This is a genomic window from Roseovarius sp. SK2 (assembly GCF_028807495.1).
Classification (GTDB): domain Bacteria; phylum Pseudomonadota; class Alphaproteobacteria; order Rhodobacterales; family Rhodobacteraceae; genus Roseovarius; species Roseovarius confluentis.
This window is the reverse complement of the sequence record NZ_JARAMK010000007.1, coordinates 108129-125496: the sequence shown is the minus strand read 5'-3', so window position 1 is coordinate 125496 and position 17368 is coordinate 108129. Positions and strand designations below refer to the sequence as shown.

Below are 17368 nucleotides of genomic sequence, written 5' to 3'. Positions count from 1 at the left end.
TTTCCTCTGGCCAAAAATATCCTGGGGGAGTCCCGGGCCTGCCCGGGACGGGGGCAAAGCCCCCAATACCTTCAGCGCAACCCGTCCTCGCCCTTCACCTCATCCACCGTCAACCCGCCCATTCGGTCATGGATACGCCCGCCACGGCTCATGGCCAGCACGAACAACAGTTCATCGGCCCGCGGCCCGTCCGGCAGGCCCACTTCCATGCCGTCGAAATGACTACGCACATAGGCTGCATTGATATGACCGAGCGGCACGTCGATCCGGCTGCCCGGCCCGCCCTGCTTCATCGACGAAGGCACGATCGCCTTCGCCTCGCCCAGCCGCGCGCGCATCGCGTAACCGCCCGGCACGTGCCAGAGCGCCGTATGCTCCAGCTCGCCGGCCTCACCCGCCATGGCAGCCTTGCCATAGCCGTCGATGCCCCCGATACCGCCCATCGCCTCGATCAGCCGGTCGGTCATCATCAGGCCCAGCGGCTTCAGGTCCTCCATGGCCGACTGCAGATGCTCGGCATAGGTCCCGGCAAACGGGTTTTTCACCAGAGCCGCCATCGCGGCGCGGCGACGCGGCAGGTCCGCGACCGGCCCACCGTCATGGTGGATCTCCTCGACGAACAACGCGGTCTTGCGCAGGGTGAAATCAGGCATGTTCAGGGTCCCTTTCTTCGATCATGACAGTCTCGCCAACGGTCACGCAAGCGCCCCGCAGGCTCAGGCAGGCGGCCTGAATGATCCCGCGCGCGACCAGTCTCGCGGCATAGCTGCGCCCGGCCTCCAACGCCGTCGCGATCTCGCAAACATCCAGCGTGCCGACCTCCTGCGTCACCGCGCGCGCGCCAAGATCACTGTCGGGCGACAGGTCACAGGCCGGAACGCGGACGATCGCCGGATGCCCCGGCAGGTCCACGGCATTGGCGATCATCGTCGCGGCGGCGTCCGCCGTTGCCGCACCTTGCGCCAGCACCGTCACCGCGTCAGCAATCCCCAGCGAATGGCTCCGCCCACCCGCGCCCGAGGTTGCAACGCCACGCACCGGATCCCCCGCCCGCAAGGTGACAGTGCCCGGCACCGGGCTTGCGATGGCCGCCGTCATCGTCTCGCCCGGTGCGATGTGAAACGCCACGTCCCCGCCGTTGTTTACATACCCCTTGGACACCCCCGGCCCTGCCAGCACGGCGGCCAGGATCGTTTCCGCCCCCGCGCCCGCCACTGCCGCCATCGGCGTGACGAAGTCAGGCGCGAAGGGCCGGACTGCCTCGACCATGCGCTGCGCCGTCTCGGCCTCGACCGGCCCGCCACAGGGACGGCGCAAGCGCGGCAACTCCGCCACCAATTCGTCCAGCAACGCCCCGAATCTCGCCACCGCTCTTTGAAACGCCGCGTCGCGTCCCGCGCCCTCGACACCCACGATCATGTCGATCGGCCCGTGATGCAGGTGCAGCCGCCGCCCATCCGGCAGCCAGTTCGCCTGCGGCCCCGACATCAATCGCGCTCCACTAAACGCACCGCACTGCCGTATTCGCCGCCATGCTTCAGGATATCGCTCACCGTCCGCACAGCCGCGTCATGCCCGCCCAGCGCCCGGTAATCCGCGCGGCTCAGCGTGAATTCCAGCGGCGCCACCAAGGCGGGCGTCGGCACATGCCCAAACGATCCTTCCGGCATCGTCAACACGTCGACCATCAACGTGATCCCGCCCCCGGGCCAGACAAAGGCCGGCGCGCCGCCACAGGTCACACGCGTCTTCAGCGCTTGCACAGATCGGGTCAGCTTCACCGGGTTCTGCGTCACGCCCGACCGCAGCGACCCGCCCGCACCCGCCTGGAACATCACCGTGCAAAGCGCCGGTTCGCAATTCTCGGCAATCAACTCCACCGACGGCTTCAAAACCTCTGGCAAAGCCGCCTCTTGCGGCCGCAAATCATCGTCCAGCACGTAATACCCGTGATGCTCGCCCGTCGTGCTGACCATCAACAGGGTCAGCCCAGGCCGGGCGCCCTTCTTCTCCAGCCACGGGCTCAAGATCGCCAACGGATCGTCCAGGTCCGTCCCGCCCCAGCCCTGCCCCGGCTCGGCCACTTTGAAATACCGCCCCGGCGTCGACCGGCGCCCCTTGATCCGTATCCCCGTATCCGGCCAGCCCAGCACCTTGCCCGCCTGGTGCTCGCTGACCACTCCGGTGATATGGTCGTCCACCACAACCACCTCATCCACCAGCCCGCGCCACTGGCTGGCGAACATGCCGATGGTGGCCGAGCCACAGCCGACACGCATCCGTTCCTCGCGCTGACCGTTGACCACGGGTGCCTGCCCCGCCTGCACCACCACGGTCGCGCCGTCGTCGATCTCCAGCTCCACCGCCTCGCGGTTGCACAGCCGCAGAAGCGCATCACAGGTCGCACGTCCCTCGGGTTTGCCGCCCCCGGTCAGATGATCCACCCCGCCCAAAGACAACATCTGCGAGCCATATTCCGACGTGGTCACATGCCCCACCGCCTCGCCGCCCGCGCGCACGGTGGCGGCCTCATGCCCGAGGTGGCGGTCCGTGTCGATCTTCACCTTCACCCCGCAATAGGAATAGATCGCCTCGGTCACCACGGTGACGAAATCGGCCCCCTCCACCTCGCGGCTGACGATGAACGGCGCGGGCTTGTAATCGGGATAGGTCGTGCCCGCCCCCACACCACTAACGAACACCTCCTCGCCGCCCAGAACCTCACCATCCCATTCCGGCCCAAGGAACGGCTTCACCGCGTCCCCCTTGGCAACCCTACGGTCAAGTATGGTCAGCGGATCACAGCGCACAATCCGGCCATCCTCGTTGGCATAGCGATCGCACGCCCCGATCTTGCCCGGCGCGATGTAGCACATGACCGGACACGCATCGCAGCGGATCTTCTCCTCGCGCCCGCGCTCAGCCATCTCCGGCCTCGCGGATCGCCGCCAGCACGCGATGCGGCAACGCGGGCAGGCGCGTCACCAGCGCCCCGGTCGCGTCCCGGATCGCGTTCAATATCGCGGGGGCGGTCGGGATCAGCACATGCTCCCCCAGCCCCTTCGCCCCCATCGGCCCCTCGGGGTCCGGCACCTCCAGGAAAATCGTCTCTATCTCCGGCATATCGCCCGTCGTGGGGATCAGGTAATCGTGCAGGTTCTCCGTCCGCCCCGGAATGAATTCCTCCATCAGCGCCAGTCCCAGCCCCTGCGCGATACCGCCCTCGACCTGCCCTTCGGCCAGCTGCGGGTTGATCACCCGGCCCAGATCATGCGCCGCCGTGACCTTGTGCACCTTCACCGTGCCAAGGCCCATGTCCACCGACAGTTCCACCAACTGTGCGCCATAGCCATAAACGGCATATGGAACCCCCTGCCCGTCCTCGTCCAAGGGCTGGGTCGGCGGATCATAGCTTTCCTCGGCGCACAGGACATAGCCATGCGCCTGCTCGGAAAGCGTGGCCAGATCAATCACTTGCTCCCGCGCGCCGTCGCTCACGCGCAGAATGGCGCCCTCAAGGTGCAGAACCGCCTCCGGCCCCATATTCGTCTGCTTCAGGATCAGCGCCCGCAATGCCTGCCCGGCCCTCAATGCCGCGCTTCCGGTCACGTAGGTTTGGCGCGACCCGGATGTTTTCCCGCAATCCGGCGTCAGCGCGGTATCCGCTCCGATGATCTGCATCTGCGCCAGCGGCAACCCCAGCGCATCCGCCGCGATCTGCGGGATTACCGTGTTCGATCCCTGCCCGATATCCACCGCCCCCTGGTGCAGGCACAGCCGTCCATCGCGCGTCAACCCGATCCGAATAGTCGACGGATTCGCGATCGCCGTATTCCCGCAGCCATACCAGCAGGAGGCGATGCCAACCCCATGCCGGACGCTCCCGCCCCTCGCATTGGCCCGCTCGGCCCTTTCCAGCGCATCTGTCCAACGCCCTTCCAGCGCTTCCAGGCAAGCCGCGATTCCCACGCCATTAAGAGTCTGGCCGAACACCGTCGCCTGCCCGTCGCGCAGCGCGTTCAGCTTGCGAAAGGCCAGCCGGTCCATCCCCAGCTTGCCTGCCAGGTCGTCGAACAGCGTCTCCTGCATGATCGCCGCCTGCGGCACGCCGAACCCCCGGAACGCGCCGGAGATCGGCTGATAGCTGTAATTCGCCCGCGCCTCGGCGCGGTAATTCGGGATGAAATAGGGCCCCGAGGCGTGGACCGGCACGCGGCCCGCCACGGTCGGCCCCCAGCTGGCATACGCCCCCGTATTGAAATCTCCGTCGAAGTCCATCGCCACGATCCGCCCGTCGGCATCGGCGCCAAGGGTGCAGCGCATGTCCGACGGATGCCGCTTGGTGGTCGCAGCCATGCTTTCGGCGCGGCTATAGATCATCCGCGCCGGTTGCCTGGTCTTCAGCGCCACCAGACCCACCAGCGGCTGCAACGATACGTCCAGCTTGGAACCGAACCCGCCACCCGTGGCCGCCGGTATGATCCGCACGGCCTCCGGCGGCAGGCCCAGCACCGCGGCGGTATCGTCGCGATCCATGATGGGCGCCTGCGTGCAGGCCCGGATCACCAGCGTCTCACCCTCCATCCATGCGACGCCTGCCTCGGGTTCGATATAGGCGTGCTCGACATATCCCGTCTGCATCGCGCCGCTGACGGTAAAGGCGGCGTCCTGCACCGCTTGCCGTGCCGCGCCCCGCCGGACCTTGCCGGCGATCAACAGGTTGTCGGGATGCGCATCGTGCACGAGCCGGTCCGCCGGGTCCTCGCGCCACGTGATCGGAAAGTCCGACAGGTCCAACGCCTCGACCACCGAAGGCTGACCGGCGATCAGCGCCACCGCTTCGCCCGCCAGCCGCGCGCGGTCCTCCGCCAGCGCCGGCTGGTCCCGAAACACCGGGATCACGCCAAAGCGGTTGGTCCCGGCGATGTCCTGCGCCGTGAACACCTGCACGCCTCGCGCCGCAGCCCAGTCCGCGACCTCTCCGAACTGAAAGGATACAGGTGCGTATGGTGCGCGCACCGCCCGCACCAGCAAAGCACCGTCCGGCACGTGATCCGCGCCATAGGCCTCGGTCCCGTCCACCTTTGCGGCGCCGTCCAGTCTTGCGACGGCCGCGCCAACGGCCTCTCCGGCGTCGGGCATCGGCGCCACGTCGCCGGGAGCGGCATCCAGCACCGCATCGATGATCTTGGTGTACCCGGTGCACCGGCACAGCACGCCCCCCAGGGCCTCCTCGACCTCGGCGCGCGTGGGCTCCGGCAAGTCGCGCAGGAACGCTTCCGCCGTCATCACCATGCCGGGTGTGCAGATCCCGCATTGCGCCGCCCCGTGCCGCAGAAAGGCTTGTTGCAAAGGCGTGTGCGTCTGCCCCTCGATCGTCTCGATCTTTCGCCCCGCCGCCTGACCCAGCGGCGTCAGACAGGCACAGACCGGGGCACCGTCCAGCAACACGGTGCAGGCCCCGCAATCGCCTGCGTCACAGCCCACCTTCGTGCCGCGCAGGCGAAGGCCGTCGCGCAGGACCTCCGACAATCGCCGCGCCGGATCGGCGGGCAGTACGTGGCGTTGCCCGTTTACCGTCAGCGTGCACGTGTCCATCGGACGGTTCACGACACACCCTCTGCGCCGACAGCATCCGCCACCGCCCGGCGCAAAAGTTCCGTCGCCGCGTGCCCGCGATAGCCAGCCGTCGCCCGGATGTCGTCCAGCGGCGACAAGGCCGCGCAAACGGCATCCTCGGAAATGACATCTGGAAGCGTATGGTCTGCCGAACACCCCCTCACCGCAGCCTCTACCTGCGGCAACCGCGTGGCCACGGCACTACACGCCCCCACGGCCAGCGCCGCGTCGCTGATGCGCCCACCTTCCACGACCAACCGCACCGCGACCATAGCGATGGAAATCACCAGGTAGCGCCGCGCGCCAAGCTTGAGAAACCGCGACCGTCCGTTCAGCGCCGATCGCGGCACGTGAACACTTGTAACGATCTCGCCGGGGTTCAGCGCCGTGCGGCGCGGCCCGACAATGAAATCCTTCAATGGCAATCTCCGCACGTCCTCGCCCGAGACCAGTTCCACCTCTGCGTCGAGCGCCAGCAGGCACGGCACCCCGTCCGCCGCGGGCGAAGCGTTGCAAAGATTGCCCGCGATCGTCGCCGCGTTCTGAATCTGGACCGAGCCGACCTCCCGCGCCGCCTGTTTCAGCATGTCGCAGGCCGGTGGCAGCTCCGCTTTCAGGATATCCGCCCATGTCGTCGCCGCCCCGATGCGCAAACCCTCATCGGTCACGGCGACCCCGCGCAAACCGGCCAGCCCGGTGATATCCACCATAGGCCCCTGCAGCGCCCGCGCGCCCGTCGCCGGGAAAAGGTCGGTACACCCCGCCGCCACGCGCCCGCCGCTCTGCGCCAGCAGCGCCAGCGCGTCGTCCAGGGTTTCGGGCCGTGTGTATCCAGTCACGCCGCTCTCCATGTCGGGGTGCAGATATCGTGCGACGCGGTGTTTCGTCCTGTCAACTCAAAGCGTTTTGCCTTTGACCCGAGGCATCAGCGAAAGGCGAACCCGTGCAACGATGGAATGTTGCGCCGCCTTTCAGACCCCTACATAGCGGTCCACGATCGAATGATCCTGCCGCAGGGCCTCCGCGCTCAGCACCTCGCCGTTCCGTCCGTTCTCGATGAACGCCACGCGGTCGGCCACCGACAGAACCGCATCCACCCGCTGCTCCACCAACAGAATTGCCACGCCCTGCGCGCGCATCTTGACGATCACCTGCCGGATCGCCTCGATCATCGAGGGCTGCAACCCCTCGGTCGGCTCGTCCAGTAGCAGCGCCTTGGGTTGAATGCACAACGCCCGCGCCGTGGCCAGCATCTGCTGCTCTCCGCCCGACAGGGTCTGCGCCGGCTGGTCCATCCGCTCCCGCAACCGGGGAAAGAGGTCCAGCACCTCGTCCAGAACATCCTTGCCCGCGCCGCGCACCTGCAAGCCGATCTCAAGGTTCTGCGCCACGCTGAGGCCCGCAAACAGCCGACGCCCCTGTGGGATATATCCGATGCCCGCGCGCGGCACCTCGTGCGCGGGCAGGCTGCCGATATCCTGCCCATCCAATGTGATCCGCCCGGACATCAGCGGCAACAGCCCCATGATCGTCTGCATCGTGGTGGTCTTGCCGGCACCATTGCGGCCTAGCAGGCAAAGGATCTCCCCCGCCTCGACGCGCAGCGACAGGTCGCGCAGCACCTGCGCCGCGCCATACCCCGAATTGACCCCTTGCAGTTCCAGCATCATCCGGTCCCCAGATAGGCCGCCTGCACGTCGGCATTCTCGTGGATCTGCTGCGGCGTGCCCTCGGCCAGCATCTCTCCGAAGTTCAACACACTGACCGTGTCGGCGGTCTCCATCACCACTTTCATGTTGTGCTCGATAAGCAGGATCGTCGTCTCCCCTGCCAACGCGCGGATCAACGCCTTGAACGCGTCGATCTCGCCCTCGGACAGGCCCTGCGTCGGCTCGTCGAGGATCAGCAGGCGCGGCGCCTGCACCAGCCCCATCGCGATCTCCAGCAGCCGCTGGTGCCCATAGCTGAGGTTCCCCGCCTCCTCGTCCGCCTGCCGCTCCAGACCAACGCGGCGCAGCGCTCCTCTCGTAGCATCGCCCACCGCGCGGCCCTGCAACCGCCGCCGCGCCGCCAGCGCCACGTTCTCCTGCACCGGCAGACGCGGAAAGATCGAGGTGATCTGGAACGTATAGGCCATCCCCTTCATAATGCGCTTGTGCGCGGGCAACCGGGTGATGTCTTCGCCATCGAACGTCACCGTCCCCGATGTCGGCGAGATACGTCCACAGATCATCCCCACCAGCGTCGTCTTGCCCGCCCCGTTGGGGCCAATGAGCGCCCTCACCTCGCCTTGTGGCAGGTCAAAATCCACATCCGTGACCGCCTGCAACCCGTCGAACGACTTGGACAATCCCCGCACCTTGAGCAGCATCACGGCAACCCTTTCCACAGCCGCCGCCGCACTTCCCCGGTCAGGCCCTGCGGCGCGAACAGCGTCAGCGCCACCAGCGCCACGCCCGCGATCAGCATGTAGGCCGAGGTCACGCCGGAACTGAGGTCGATCAGGTAGAACATGAAGAGCGTGCCCACGAACGGCCCCAGCACCGTGCCCGCACCGCCCAACAGAACCCACAAGAGCGGAAAGATCGAATACTGCACCGAGCCGAATGTCGCCCCGGCATAGCCGAACAGCAGCCCATAGAACGCTCCCGCCGCCGCCGAGATCGTCCCCGACACCACCATCGCCCCCAGCTTGTGCGCGTAGGTATCGTAGCCCAACATCCGCACCCGCTCCTCGTTCTCGCGGATGGCAATCAGCGTCCGCCCGAACCGGCTCTGCACCAACCACAGCGACAGCAGGAAGCAGACCGAAAACAGCCCCCATGCCGCGAAATACCGCGCCGTCGGGTCGCTCAGGTCGATCCCCCACAGCACCCTCTGCGCCTGCTGTATCACGAAGCCTTCATCGCCCCGCGTATAGTCCCCGAAATACAGGATCGTCAGGTACCCCGCCTGCGCGAACATCAGCGTCACGATCATGAACGCCACGCCCGCCGTGCGCAGCGCCAACAGCGCCAGCCCGCCAGCCACCAGCGACCCCGCCACGATCCCCACGATCAACGCGGGCGCAGGCGTGAACCCAGCGTGCTGAATGGTCAGCCCCATCCCGTACATGCCAGCCGCAAAGAACAAGGCGTGCCCAAGGCTCAACAGCCCCGTGTAGCCAAACAGAATATTATACCCCACCGCATAACTGGCCAGCACCATGATCCGCGCAATATTCCCGTGATGGTACGCCGGCAGCACGAACTGCAACGCGAACAGCACCACCAACAGGCCCAGATGAAGACCTAGAACACGCCCGCCCATGTTCATGCCGTTCTGGTCCCGAACAGGCCCTGCGGCCGGAATACCAGAACCAGCCCCACCAGCAACGTCGCGAGAATTTTCGCCAGCGTTGGCGAGAAGAAGACCGAGATGATCCCGTCGCTCAACCCAATGAACAAGGCGGCCAATACCGTGCCCGGAAGGCTCCCCAGCCCCCCGATGATCACCACGATAAAGGCCAGCAGCAACGGCTCGACCCCCATCAGGTAATGCGCCTGCTGGATCGGCACGATCAGTACCGCGCCCAAAGCTGCCAGCGCCGCGCCGATCCCGAAAACAAGCGCATAAACCCGCTCCACCGGGATGCCAAAGGCCAGCGCCATGTCCCGATCCGCCTGCGTGGCGCGCATCAACAGGCCGATCTTCGTGCGCGCCATCATCGCCCAGACCCCGCACAGCACCGCGCCCGCGGCGAAGATCACGAACAGCTTGTAGGACGTGATGCTCCACCCCCACGGCTGCGCCATGCCGAACAGCGTCTCGAACCAGTCGAACCACGGCAGCTCGACCCTTGTATTAAACGGCGCCTCCACAGGCCTCGCTTCGGGGCCATAGGTCATCAACGTCAGTTGCTGGATGATATAAAGCAAGCCGATCGTCGCCACGATCGTCCGCTCGGGATCATACTCAATACGCTTAAGTATGGTCACATCCGCCGCCGCGGCCAGCACCCCCACGACCAGCGGCGCGATCACAAGTGCTGCAACAAACCCCAGCGCCGGATGCCCGCCCACCATCTGCGCCACGTACCAGGCGATCACCGCACCCAGCATGTAGAATTCGCCATGCGCGATGTTCACCACCCGCATCACGCCAAAGACAAGGCTCAGGCCGACGGCGGTCAGCGCCAGCACCGCCGCCGTCACCGCGCCTTCCAGCGTGGCGAGGATAAGATGAGGTCCGAATTCCATCAGGTCAGGTCACACGCCCCGGCCCGCCGCGCAGGGCGTCAAAGCGGCTGCGTGGTGTAATCCACCTCGTCCGGATACAGCGTGTCGTCGATCGACGTCGTGTGCACGCGCACCAGCCGCCCGTTCTCGACCCGGCTGATATGCTGATGCCCGAACACCTGGTGCGTCTTGCCGTTGAACCGCTTGGCCCCCTGCGGATGCGCCTGGCTTTCGGGCATCTCGCCCATCGCCTCGACCGCCTCGATCAGCTTGGCGCGGTCCAGCGGCCCGGCATAGCCCGACGCCTCCATCCCGGCCTTGATGACGTGCAGCGTCTCCCAGCAGCCGAACATATGCGCATAGGTCGACACGTCGCTCGGGTCGTTGACCGACGCGCCGTTCTCGTCCACGCCCACCGCCTCGCGATAGAACTTCTCGTGCTCGCTCTGGTCCTCCTGCGCGTAACGCGGCATCCCTTCCCAGAAATACGTCCCTTCCAGAAACTCCAGGCCCGGGCTGGAAATATCCACCGCCTCCAGGCTGTCGATAAAGCCAAAGATCTCCGGCCCCTGGTCGCCGAAGAATTCGCCCAGCTCCTTCACGAATGTCAGCACCGCAGGGCCGACCATCACATGATACAGCACCTCGGTATCGCGCGGAATCTGCGGGAAATACTTGGTAAAGCTCGTCTCGCTCGGCGGAATCGCGATCTGCTCCAGCACCTCGCCCCCCTGCTCCTTGATCGCGGCGGAAAAGAAATCCCGGTGATCGTGGCCGAATGCGAAATCGGGGAAAATCATCGTGACCTTCTTGCCAAGGTTCTCCGACACGTAGGGCGCCATTGCCTGCACCTGGCTCTTCACATCGGTGATGCCGGGTTGCAGCGTATAGCGGTTCAGCATTCCGCTCGCCACGTGGTGCCCTTCCGATACCACGAAATAGGGCAGCTTCAACTCGCCAGCCCGTGGCGCGGACCCGATCACAACATGCGAAAACAGCGTGCCGAAACCCACGTCACAGCCATGCTGGTTGGCGAATTTCTCCACCACCTCGGCGCCGCGCTTGGGGTCCGTGCCGTCATCCTCTGCAATCAGCTCGATCATCCGGCCATTGATCCCGCCGCCATCGTTGATCAGCTTGACCGCCGCCTCGGTGGTGCGCCCGTACCAGCGCCCATAGGCGGCGCCGATGCCGGTGCTGTGCTGCTGAAACCCGATCTTGATCGGCTCCGAGCTTTGCGCCTGCGCATACCGCGCCCAAAGCGGAAGGCTCGCGGCTCCGGCGGCGGCCCCGGCCAATGTCTTCAGCGCGCCACGGCGCGACGTGGCCTTTTTCTGATTGGTCATCACGACCTCTCCCTGTTTCTCGATATGGATTGGCCCGATCCTGCGAAGCCTGCCCCGGTTTGTCCAGCGTTTTAAACCAGCGCCTTACCCCCGTGGCGACGCCAGAAGCCACAACCCGAAGAACGTGTAGGCCACCATGAACACCGCCAGCGGCGCCTGCCCCAGCACGGCCCGCCGCCGATCGGCCCGGTCCCGCATGGCCAGTGCATGCGCCATCAGGATCGCAACGACATGCCCCACCACCACGGCCCCGGCCTGGCTCAGCCAGATCCGCCGCACGGTATCCTGCGTATTGAAGAACCCGGTGGTCACGTAAAACCCGTCCATGCCCAGAAAATGGGCGCCACTGGACAGAGGATCGTCCAGCATCTGCACCACGTACTGAACCTCCACAAGGAACGTCGGCAAGTAATGCGCCACGTGATAACCCAACGCGATCGGCAGGATCGACGGCGCGAAAAGGCAAAACGCCGCACGCAGGCGCCGCCCCGTCCCGGCGATCCGCTCCCCCAGCCACAGGCAAGCCGCGAAAACCGTCAACAGCCCAAGATTCGCCACCACCAGCCCGATCAGGTTCGGGACCACCACCGCCGACCGCCCCGGAAACTCCAGCGGGTTGACCCCGATCACACCCATCCACCAGAAGGTCTCGTTCAGCCCGTCGAAACTGCCCGTCCCGAGCAGCAGCACCATCAAAACGGCCAAGGCCAAGGGCGGCGCCCGCCGCATCACGCCCTGCCACCCCCACAAGCCCAGCGCCAGGCTCCCGCGCACCGGGGCAAGCACCCCCATGCGCCCATAGGCCCGCATCATCACCGTCACCATCTCGCCCCGCAGCAGGAACGCCGGCCCGAACAGCAACACCCCGAACAGCACCGCGTACCAGTAAAGCCCCACGACACTGGCCAGTCGCGCCGGATCGGCCGGCGCCGGATCGCACAAGAGGAACGCCGCAAAGGCCAGGAAAAGTCCCACAGCAGGCCAGTATCCCCACCTGCGCGGGTACCGCATCAAGGGCCTGATCCCGGTCCACCGCGCCAAAACCGCGACCACCCCCGTCCAGGGGTTCGTCCAGCGCCAGTGATTGCCGAAAAGCCCTTGCAGACTCACCAACGCCACCCACCACACCGTCCACAGCAAAAGCGGCATCGGGTTTTCCATAGGCGTGCGCGGCCCTGCAAAGCCCTGCCAAACAGCAAAGGTCAGCACCCCGGTCGCCAGCAGACTTGTCGCATGCCGCCATGCCCAGCGCGGCCGCCGCACCAACGGCACCGGCGAAAACACCGCCTCCCCCGCCCGCGCCGGCAACACCGCCAGCAGCAGCACCGTCAGGACAACACTCGCCACCCCCGCCGAGATGTAGACATCCGTCGGCAGCAACAACACAAAGCTCTGCTCCGACGCATGCGCCGATGCCATCCCGCCCCAGAACAGGACGAGGCAAACCAGCAATCCGCGCATCACGATCTCTTCTTCTGGCCCAAAATACCCCGGGGTGAGCGTTGAAACGCAGTTTCAACGTGAGGGGCTGGCCCCTCCTCCCACGAATCGAGCGTGGCGCAGCCACTCATTCAGGTCACCCCGGGTCGCGGATCAGGCTCTGGCACATGCAATGCACGCCGCCGCCCCCTTGGGTGATCATGCTCAGGTCCGGGTCAAAAATCTCGAATCCCAGCGCCCTCAGCTTCTCTTTCAGCGTTTTCGACCCTTCCGGCAACAGCACCCGGTCCTGCCCCAGCGCCACCACGTTGCAGCCCAGCGCGATCGTTTCCTGGAACGGCACCTCGACGATCTCGATATTCTTCGCCCGCAGCCAGTCCACGATCTCGGGATCGGTGCAGTCAGTGCAGACAGCAGCCAACTTCGGCGCCAGCATCACCACCATCAGGTCGATATGCACATAAAACGGGTCGATATCGGCCAGCTTCACTTCCCAGCCCTCGGCCTCCATCCACGACGCCACCTGGCGTGCGCCCTGCTCCATGGTCCGGCCTTCCTCGCCTTCCCAACCGATCAGGACGCAGCCCGGCTCGATCACGTTGAAATCGCCCCCCTCGAAGGTGCCCGCCGTGACGAAATCGTAAATCGGAACCCCAAGACCCTGGTAGGTCTCGATCGCCCGGAAATTCTCGCCCCGGCGCCAGTATTGCGACATATGCGTGATGATCGCGCCATAGGGCGTCATGACCGAACTGTCCCGAGCATAGACCTGGTAGGGCAGCTCCGGGTCCGGCACGTGCGTGTGCACCGCGACGCCCGCACTTTCATAGGCGCTCACCATCTCGGCATGCTGTTTTTTCGCAATGTTAGGGTCGAATTCGATCCCCCGCCGCAGCGTCTTCTTGCTCACCGAGGATGTCTTCAGCCATCGGTAATTCTCGATCGGCCCCAGCAGGACCGATCGCAACGTGCCATAATCGCTATCCGCACCCCAGTCGTTCAGCCTGGGCGTGCCACCGCCCTCGCGCCGCGCGCGCAGAGTGAAATTGTCTGCCGGTTGATCTTTCATGTGGACTCTCCTTTGCGCGAAAGGCTGAGCCGATGCCGCGCCCAAGTCAAGCGCGACCGCGCCACCGCCGCCGTGGCCATTGTCCATTGCGCAAAATGAAGCCATCGCAGGGACAAAACCCTAAGGCTCGTACCGCTCCGCCAGGTCCTCGGTATCCCCGATCGACGCCAGCTTCACCTCCCGGATCAGCTTCAGCGTCGGTTTCAGGCAGAAGAACACCGAGCCCACGATAAAAAGCCAGATCGCCGCGGTCTCCGTCTCTTTCCACAGAAACAGGATCGACCCGATCAGGAACGAGAACGCCGCGACGAAATCCGCCAGCGTGTGCAACAGCTCGAATACCGCGTAAAGCCGCTGTGTCTCAGCGCTGACGTGGCGCTTGTCCTTGAACATCTGCATGGGGTGCCTCCGGGGTTCGACAGTCGCGCCCTAGAAAAAGCAAGCTCGCACGTTTGGCAAGACTCAGACCCTAATCCTGCGGAAAAGGCACAACGCCATCCGCCGCCAGCCGATTGAAAAAGCCCAGCACCTCGTCCTCGGTCGCCCGCTCGACCGCGCCCGCGCGCACCGCCTCGCGACTCCAGACCCAGGATTGCGCCGGGTCATCCCGCATCGCCCAAGCCGGAAACAGCCGTGTCCGGATCGTCCGCTCCATCAGCTTGCGCGGCTCCACGTGGCGGTCATCCTGTCTTATCCGGGCGTAACAGTCTCGAACGGCCTTGTCCGGCCCTTCCAGCAATTGCAGGTACAGATCCGCCCGACAGATCAGCGCCCCGGTGATATCATCGCGTTCATTGCACCGCCGCGCATCCAGCAGGATACCGGCCAGCATCGCGTCGTCATATCCGAAGGGGCGGGAGGCATAGATCAACTGGGTGAGCGCCATGGCGGGGCTCCTTTCCCGCACAGCCTAGGCGACAGCATCACAACTGTCCACGCGCCTCACGCGCCGCGCTTTGCCCGAAACACCTCGGCATTGGGAAACTGCCCCGCGCCACGATTCAGCTTCAGGTCGTCGCGCATCTTCACGTTCAGCTCGACCAGCTTTGCCTCCAGCGCCTGTTTCGCCGCCTCGATCCGCGCCGCGCCTTGGCCTTCGCTCCTGGCATGGTGATACGCCAGCACCGCCTCAAAGGCCTCCGTGCTGGCCCGCATCACCGCGACCGACGCGATCACGTCAATCGCCTTGCCCTCCCCCGGCGCACGCTCCGGCAGATCCTGCCCATGATACAGGGCGTGCGCCATCTTATGCAATTGGGTCAAATGCTCGGAATAGAGCCTGATCCGCGCCTCAGTCAGCCGCCGAAACGCCCGCGTGACCTTGACCGCGATATAGGCCACAAGCGCCGCAATCACGCAAAGAAGCGCAAGAATGCCCTGCCCGACGCTCAGCGGCTCAAGCCCCCATGCAGCGTCGGCACATCCAGCGCCGCAAAGCCATAGTGCCGCAGCCACCGCAGATCACTGTCGAAGAACGCCCGCAGGTCCGGAATGCCATATTTCAGCATCGCGATCCGGTCGATCCCCATGCCGAATGCAAAGCCCTGCCACTCGTCCGGGTCGATCCCGCCCGAACGCAACACATGCGGATGCACCATGCCGGACCCGAGGATTTCCAGCCAGTCGTCGCCTTCCCCGATCTTCAGCGTGCCGCCCTCCCACGAACACCGGATATCGACTTCCGCCGACGGCTCGGTGAACGGGAAATGCGACGCGCGGAACCGCAGTTCGACCTCGTCGACCTCGAAGAACGCCTTCACGAACTCTTCCAGAACCCATTTCAGGTTCGCCATGCTGATGTCCTTGTCGATGGCCAAGCCCTCGACCTGGTGGAACATCGGCGTGTGCGTCTGGTCATAGTCGGCGCGATACACCCGCCCCGGCGCGATCACCCGGATCGGCGCGCCCTGCGCCTGCATCGCGCGGATCTGCACCGGGCTGGTATGCGTGCGCAGCACATGCGGCGGGCGGTCGTCGCCTTCCGCGCGGTGGGTATAGAACGTGTCCATCTCGGCCCGCGCCGGGTGGTGGCTGGGGATGTTCAGCGCGTCGAAATTGTACCAGTCGCTTTCGATCTGCGGCCCCTCTGCCACGGCAAAGCCCATGTCCGCGAAGATCGCCGTGACTTCCTCGGTCACCTGGCTGATCGGGTGAATGGTGCCCTCGCGCCGTGGCCGCCCCGGCAAGGTCACGTCCAGCCATTCGCCGCGCAGCCGTTCGTCCAGCGCGGAATCCGCCAGCGCCACCTTCTTGGCCGCCAGCGCGCTGTTGATCTCGTCCTTTAGCGCGTTCAGCTTGGGCCCCATCTCCTGCCGCTCTTCGGGCGTCATCTTGCCCAGCTCGCGCATCTTCAGCGCGACCTCGCCCTTCTTGCCGACGGCCTGCACGCGCAAATCCTCCAGCGCGGCCTCGTCACCGGCCTCGGCAATGGCTTTCAGGTACTTGTCTCTCAGGTCATCCATGTCGTCTGTCCGGCCAAATCCATCGGGCCGGGGTTACCCCGCCTGACGCGATTGCGCAAGCCGCGCCTGCCTGCCCGCGCCTCAGGGCCGTTACAGCTCCTACATCCGCCGCATCAGGTCCGGGTCCGGCTCCTGCCCCGGCCTGATCTGGCGGGCCATTTCCTCGGGCATCCGTTCCATCAGCTCTTACGAAAACCGCTTGTGTAGTCTCTGTTGAAGGCAGCATAGCCCTCTGACGTGACACCGTGATGGCCCTGCATCATCCCGTGCAATTCCGGCAGCCGGTGAAACGGCACCTGCGGCAGGGCATGATGCTCTGTGTGATAGGGCATGTTCCACGCCAGGAACCGCACGAGGCGATTTGTGTAGGTCGTCCGGGTGTTCCGGAACATGTCCGCGACGAAGGCGCAGCGCCCGTGTTCCGCCAGCAGGTAGAGCCGCAGGAAAGGTTGACCAAGCAACGCGGGGAAGATCCAGGCCCAGAACAGCACCGGCGTCACCGGCAGGCTTGAAAACGCCAGCGCATAGATCGTCAGCATCACCCGTGCCTCCCTCACCACGCGCGGCCGCGCGCGCTCTGGCACGTAATCGCCCGGATCACCGCCCACCGCATTGCGCAGGGTCTGCCCGATCATGGCCCACCAGAACGGCAGACCGGTCACATGCCACACATACGCGCGCCAACTCTCGGGCTTCGCCCCGGCCAAAAGCTCGGGGTCCTTGCCGGGGATGTTGGTGTGCCGGTGGTGCGCCAGGTGAAAATACCGGAACCACTCGAATGGCTGCACGATCAGCAGGCCACAAACCCGCCCGACCCATTCATTCAGCCATAGCGTTCGAAACGGCGTCTTGTGCGTCGCCTCATGCTCCAGCGTGAACAGGAAACAGATCGCGATTCCCTGCGGGATCAGCAGCGCCCACCACAGCGGCCCGCCCAGCCCGATCCAGACACCGAACAGCACGATCAGCCCGAAATGCAGCGCCAATCGGAACAGGCCGGGCGCATTCTCGGCCTCGGCCAGCCCGGCCAATTTGTCTCGCGGCAAGGCGGCGATGAACTCCCGGTGATCCATGCGAAAAGCCTAAAGCGTTTCGCGAAAAACCTGAATCACAGATTTTCACGAAACGCAGTGCTTCGCTCAGTCGTTGCACGCGTTCCGCCTTTTGCTGATGCCTCGGGTTAAGAGCGGAACGCTTTGGGCAGCCCGTCGCGCT

Annotated in this window: 17 protein-coding genes; all 17 read right to left on the bottom strand. The window is 65.4% G+C overall.

All coding sequences use genetic code 11. The features are described 5' to 3' along the window. Positions 1–71: 71 nt before the first annotated feature. The 17 genes from PVV74_RS14300 to PVV74_RS14220 all read right to left on the bottom strand — a co-directional run bounded on the left by PVV74_RS14300 (position 72) and on the right by PVV74_RS14220 (position 17226). Positions 72–653, bottom strand: coding sequence for an amino acid synthesis family protein (locus PVV74_RS14300; protein WP_274593668.1), 582 nt, complete (start codon positions 651–653; stop codon positions 72–74). Beyond that, a complete protein-coding gene (locus PVV74_RS14295) occupies positions 646–1488 on the bottom strand; it encodes a UPF0280 family protein (protein WP_274593667.1) in 843 nt (280 codons plus the stop codon). Before PVV74_RS14295 ends, PVV74_RS14300 begins: the two co-directional genes overlap by 8 nt. Continuing rightward, the gene (locus tag PVV74_RS14290; protein ID WP_274593666.1) at positions 1488–2927 is read right to left on the bottom strand and encodes a 6-hydroxynicotinate reductase; all 1440 of its coding nucleotides are present in this window, start codon (positions 2925–2927) and stop codon (positions 1488–1490) included. The genes PVV74_RS14295 and PVV74_RS14290 overlap by 1 nt, the downstream gene beginning before the upstream one ends. Then, a complete protein-coding gene (locus tag PVV74_RS14285; protein WP_274593665.1) occupies positions 2920–5598 on the bottom strand; it encodes a molybdopterin-dependent oxidoreductase in 2679 nt (892 codons plus the stop codon). Before PVV74_RS14285 ends, PVV74_RS14290 begins: the two co-directional genes overlap by 8 nt. Positions 5599–5606: 8 nt before the next feature. Next, a complete protein-coding gene (locus PVV74_RS14280; protein WP_274593664.1) occupies positions 5607–6458 on the bottom strand; it encodes an FAD binding domain-containing protein in 852 nt (283 codons plus the stop codon). Positions 6459–6590: 132 nt separating this feature from the next. Beyond that, positions 6591–7286 carry an ABC transporter ATP-binding protein gene (locus PVV74_RS14275; RefSeq protein WP_274593663.1) on the bottom strand — a complete coding sequence of 232 codons (696 nt, stop codon included), beginning with the start codon at positions 7284–7286 and terminating at the stop codon, positions 6591–6593. Continuing rightward, positions 7286–7993, bottom strand: coding sequence for an ABC transporter ATP-binding protein (locus PVV74_RS14270; protein ID WP_274593662.1), 708 nt, complete (start codon positions 7991–7993; stop codon positions 7286–7288). Before PVV74_RS14270 ends, PVV74_RS14275 begins: the two co-directional genes overlap by 1 nt. Further along, complete coding sequence (locus PVV74_RS14265; RefSeq protein WP_425061780.1) at positions 7990–8928, bottom strand: branched-chain amino acid ABC transporter permease; 939 nt, start codon at positions 8926–8928, stop codon at positions 7990–7992. The genes PVV74_RS14270 and PVV74_RS14265 overlap by 4 nt, the downstream gene beginning before the upstream one ends. 2 nt (positions 8929–8930) lie before the next feature. Beyond that, positions 8931–9857: a branched-chain amino acid ABC transporter permease gene (locus tag PVV74_RS14260; protein WP_103763585.1), complete on the bottom strand. Its 927-nt coding sequence runs from the start codon at positions 9855–9857 to the stop codon at positions 8931–8933. 38 nt (positions 9858–9895) lie between these two features. Next, positions 9896–11182, bottom strand: a complete 1287-nt coding sequence (locus PVV74_RS14255) for an ABC transporter substrate-binding protein (RefSeq protein WP_103763586.1) — start codon at positions 11180–11182, stop codon at positions 9896–9898. Positions 11183–11266: 84 nt separating this feature from the next. Next, positions 11267–12643 carry a hypothetical protein gene (locus tag PVV74_RS14250; protein WP_274593660.1) on the bottom strand — a complete coding sequence of 459 codons (1377 nt, stop codon included), beginning with the start codon at positions 12641–12643 and terminating at the stop codon, positions 11267–11269. A 115-nt stretch (positions 12644–12758) separates the two neighbouring features. Next, the gene (locus PVV74_RS14245) at positions 12759–13691 is read right to left on the bottom strand and encodes a dimethylarginine dimethylaminohydrolase family protein (protein ID WP_274593659.1); all 933 of its coding nucleotides are present in this window, start codon (positions 13689–13691) and stop codon (positions 12759–12761) included. A 120-nt stretch (positions 13692–13811) separates the two neighbouring features. After that, on the bottom strand, positions 13812–14090 hold the full coding sequence (locus PVV74_RS14240; protein ID WP_274593658.1) for a YrhK family protein: 279 nt from the start codon (positions 14088–14090) through the stop codon (positions 13812–13814). Positions 14091–14160: 70 nt separating this feature from the next. Next, the gene (locus PVV74_RS14235) at positions 14161–14577 is read right to left on the bottom strand and encodes a BLUF domain-containing protein (protein ID WP_103763590.1); all 417 of its coding nucleotides are present in this window, start codon (positions 14575–14577) and stop codon (positions 14161–14163) included. Positions 14578–14633: 56 nt separating this feature from the next. Next, a complete protein-coding gene (locus PVV74_RS14230; RefSeq protein ID WP_146050037.1) occupies positions 14634–15146 on the bottom strand; it encodes a hypothetical protein in 513 nt (170 codons plus the stop codon). Continuing rightward, complete coding sequence (gene pheS, locus PVV74_RS14225) at positions 15080–16153, bottom strand: phenylalanine--tRNA ligase subunit alpha (protein WP_103763592.1); 1074 nt, start codon at positions 16151–16153, stop codon at positions 15080–15082. Before pheS ends, PVV74_RS14230 begins: the two co-directional genes overlap by 67 nt. Before the next feature lie 179 nt (positions 16154–16332). Further along, positions 16333–17226: a fatty acid desaturase family protein gene (locus PVV74_RS14220; protein ID WP_274593657.1), complete on the bottom strand. Its 894-nt coding sequence runs from the start codon at positions 17224–17226 to the stop codon at positions 16333–16335. Positions 17227–17368 lie beyond the last annotated feature (142 nt).

What these genes read in the sequence shown, in the direction of transcription:
- PVV74_RS14300 (WP_274593668.1), bottom strand. Translation starts at nt 653, where the DNA reads ATGCCTGATTTCACCCTGCGCAAGACCGCGTTGTTCGTCGAGGAGATC.
- PVV74_RS14295 (WP_274593667.1), bottom strand. Translation starts at nt 1,488, where the DNA reads ATGTCGGGGCCGCAGGCGAACTGGCTGCCGGATGGGCGGCGGCTGCAC.
- PVV74_RS14290 (WP_274593666.1), bottom strand. Translation starts at nt 2,927, where the DNA reads ATGGCTGAGCGCGGGCGCGAGGAGAAGATCCGCTGCGATGCGTGTCCG.
- PVV74_RS14285 (WP_274593665.1), bottom strand. Translation starts at nt 5,598, where the DNA reads ATGGACACGTGCACGCTGACGGTAAACGGGCAACGCCACGTACTGCCC.
- PVV74_RS14275 (WP_274593663.1), bottom strand. Translation starts at nt 7,286, where the DNA reads ATGCTGGAACTGCAAGGGGTCAATTCGGGGTATGGCGCGGCGCAGGTG.
- PVV74_RS14265 (WP_425061780.1), bottom strand. Translation starts at nt 8,928, where the DNA reads ATGGGCGGGCGTGTTCTAGGTCTTCATCTGGGCCTGTTGGTGGTGCTG.
- PVV74_RS14260 (WP_103763585.1), bottom strand. Translation starts at nt 9,857, where the DNA reads ATGGAATTCGGACCTCATCTTATCCTCGCCACGCTGGAAGGCGCGGTG.
- PVV74_RS14255 (WP_103763586.1), bottom strand. Translation starts at nt 11,182, where the DNA reads ATGACCAATCAGAAAAAGGCCACGTCGCGCCGTGGCGCGCTGAAGACA.
- PVV74_RS14250 (WP_274593660.1), bottom strand. Translation starts at nt 12,643, where the DNA reads ATGCGCGGATTGCTGGTTTGCCTCGTCCTGTTCTGGGGCGGGATGGCA.
- PVV74_RS14245 (WP_274593659.1), bottom strand. Translation starts at nt 13,691, where the DNA reads ATGAAAGATCAACCGGCAGACAATTTCACTCTGCGCGCGCGGCGCGAG.
- PVV74_RS14240 (WP_274593658.1), bottom strand. Translation starts at nt 14,090, where the DNA reads ATGCAGATGTTCAAGGACAAGCGCCACGTCAGCGCTGAGACACAGCGG.
- PVV74_RS14235 (WP_103763590.1), bottom strand. Translation starts at nt 14,577, where the DNA reads ATGGCGCTCACCCAGTTGATCTATGCCTCCCGCCCCTTCGGATATGAC.
- pheS (WP_103763592.1), bottom strand. Translation starts at nt 16,153, where the DNA reads ATGGATGACCTGAGAGACAAGTACCTGAAAGCCATTGCCGAGGCCGGT.
- PVV74_RS14220 (WP_274593657.1), bottom strand. Translation starts at nt 17,226, where the DNA reads ATGGATCACCGGGAGTTCATCGCCGCCTTGCCGCGAGACAAATTGGCC.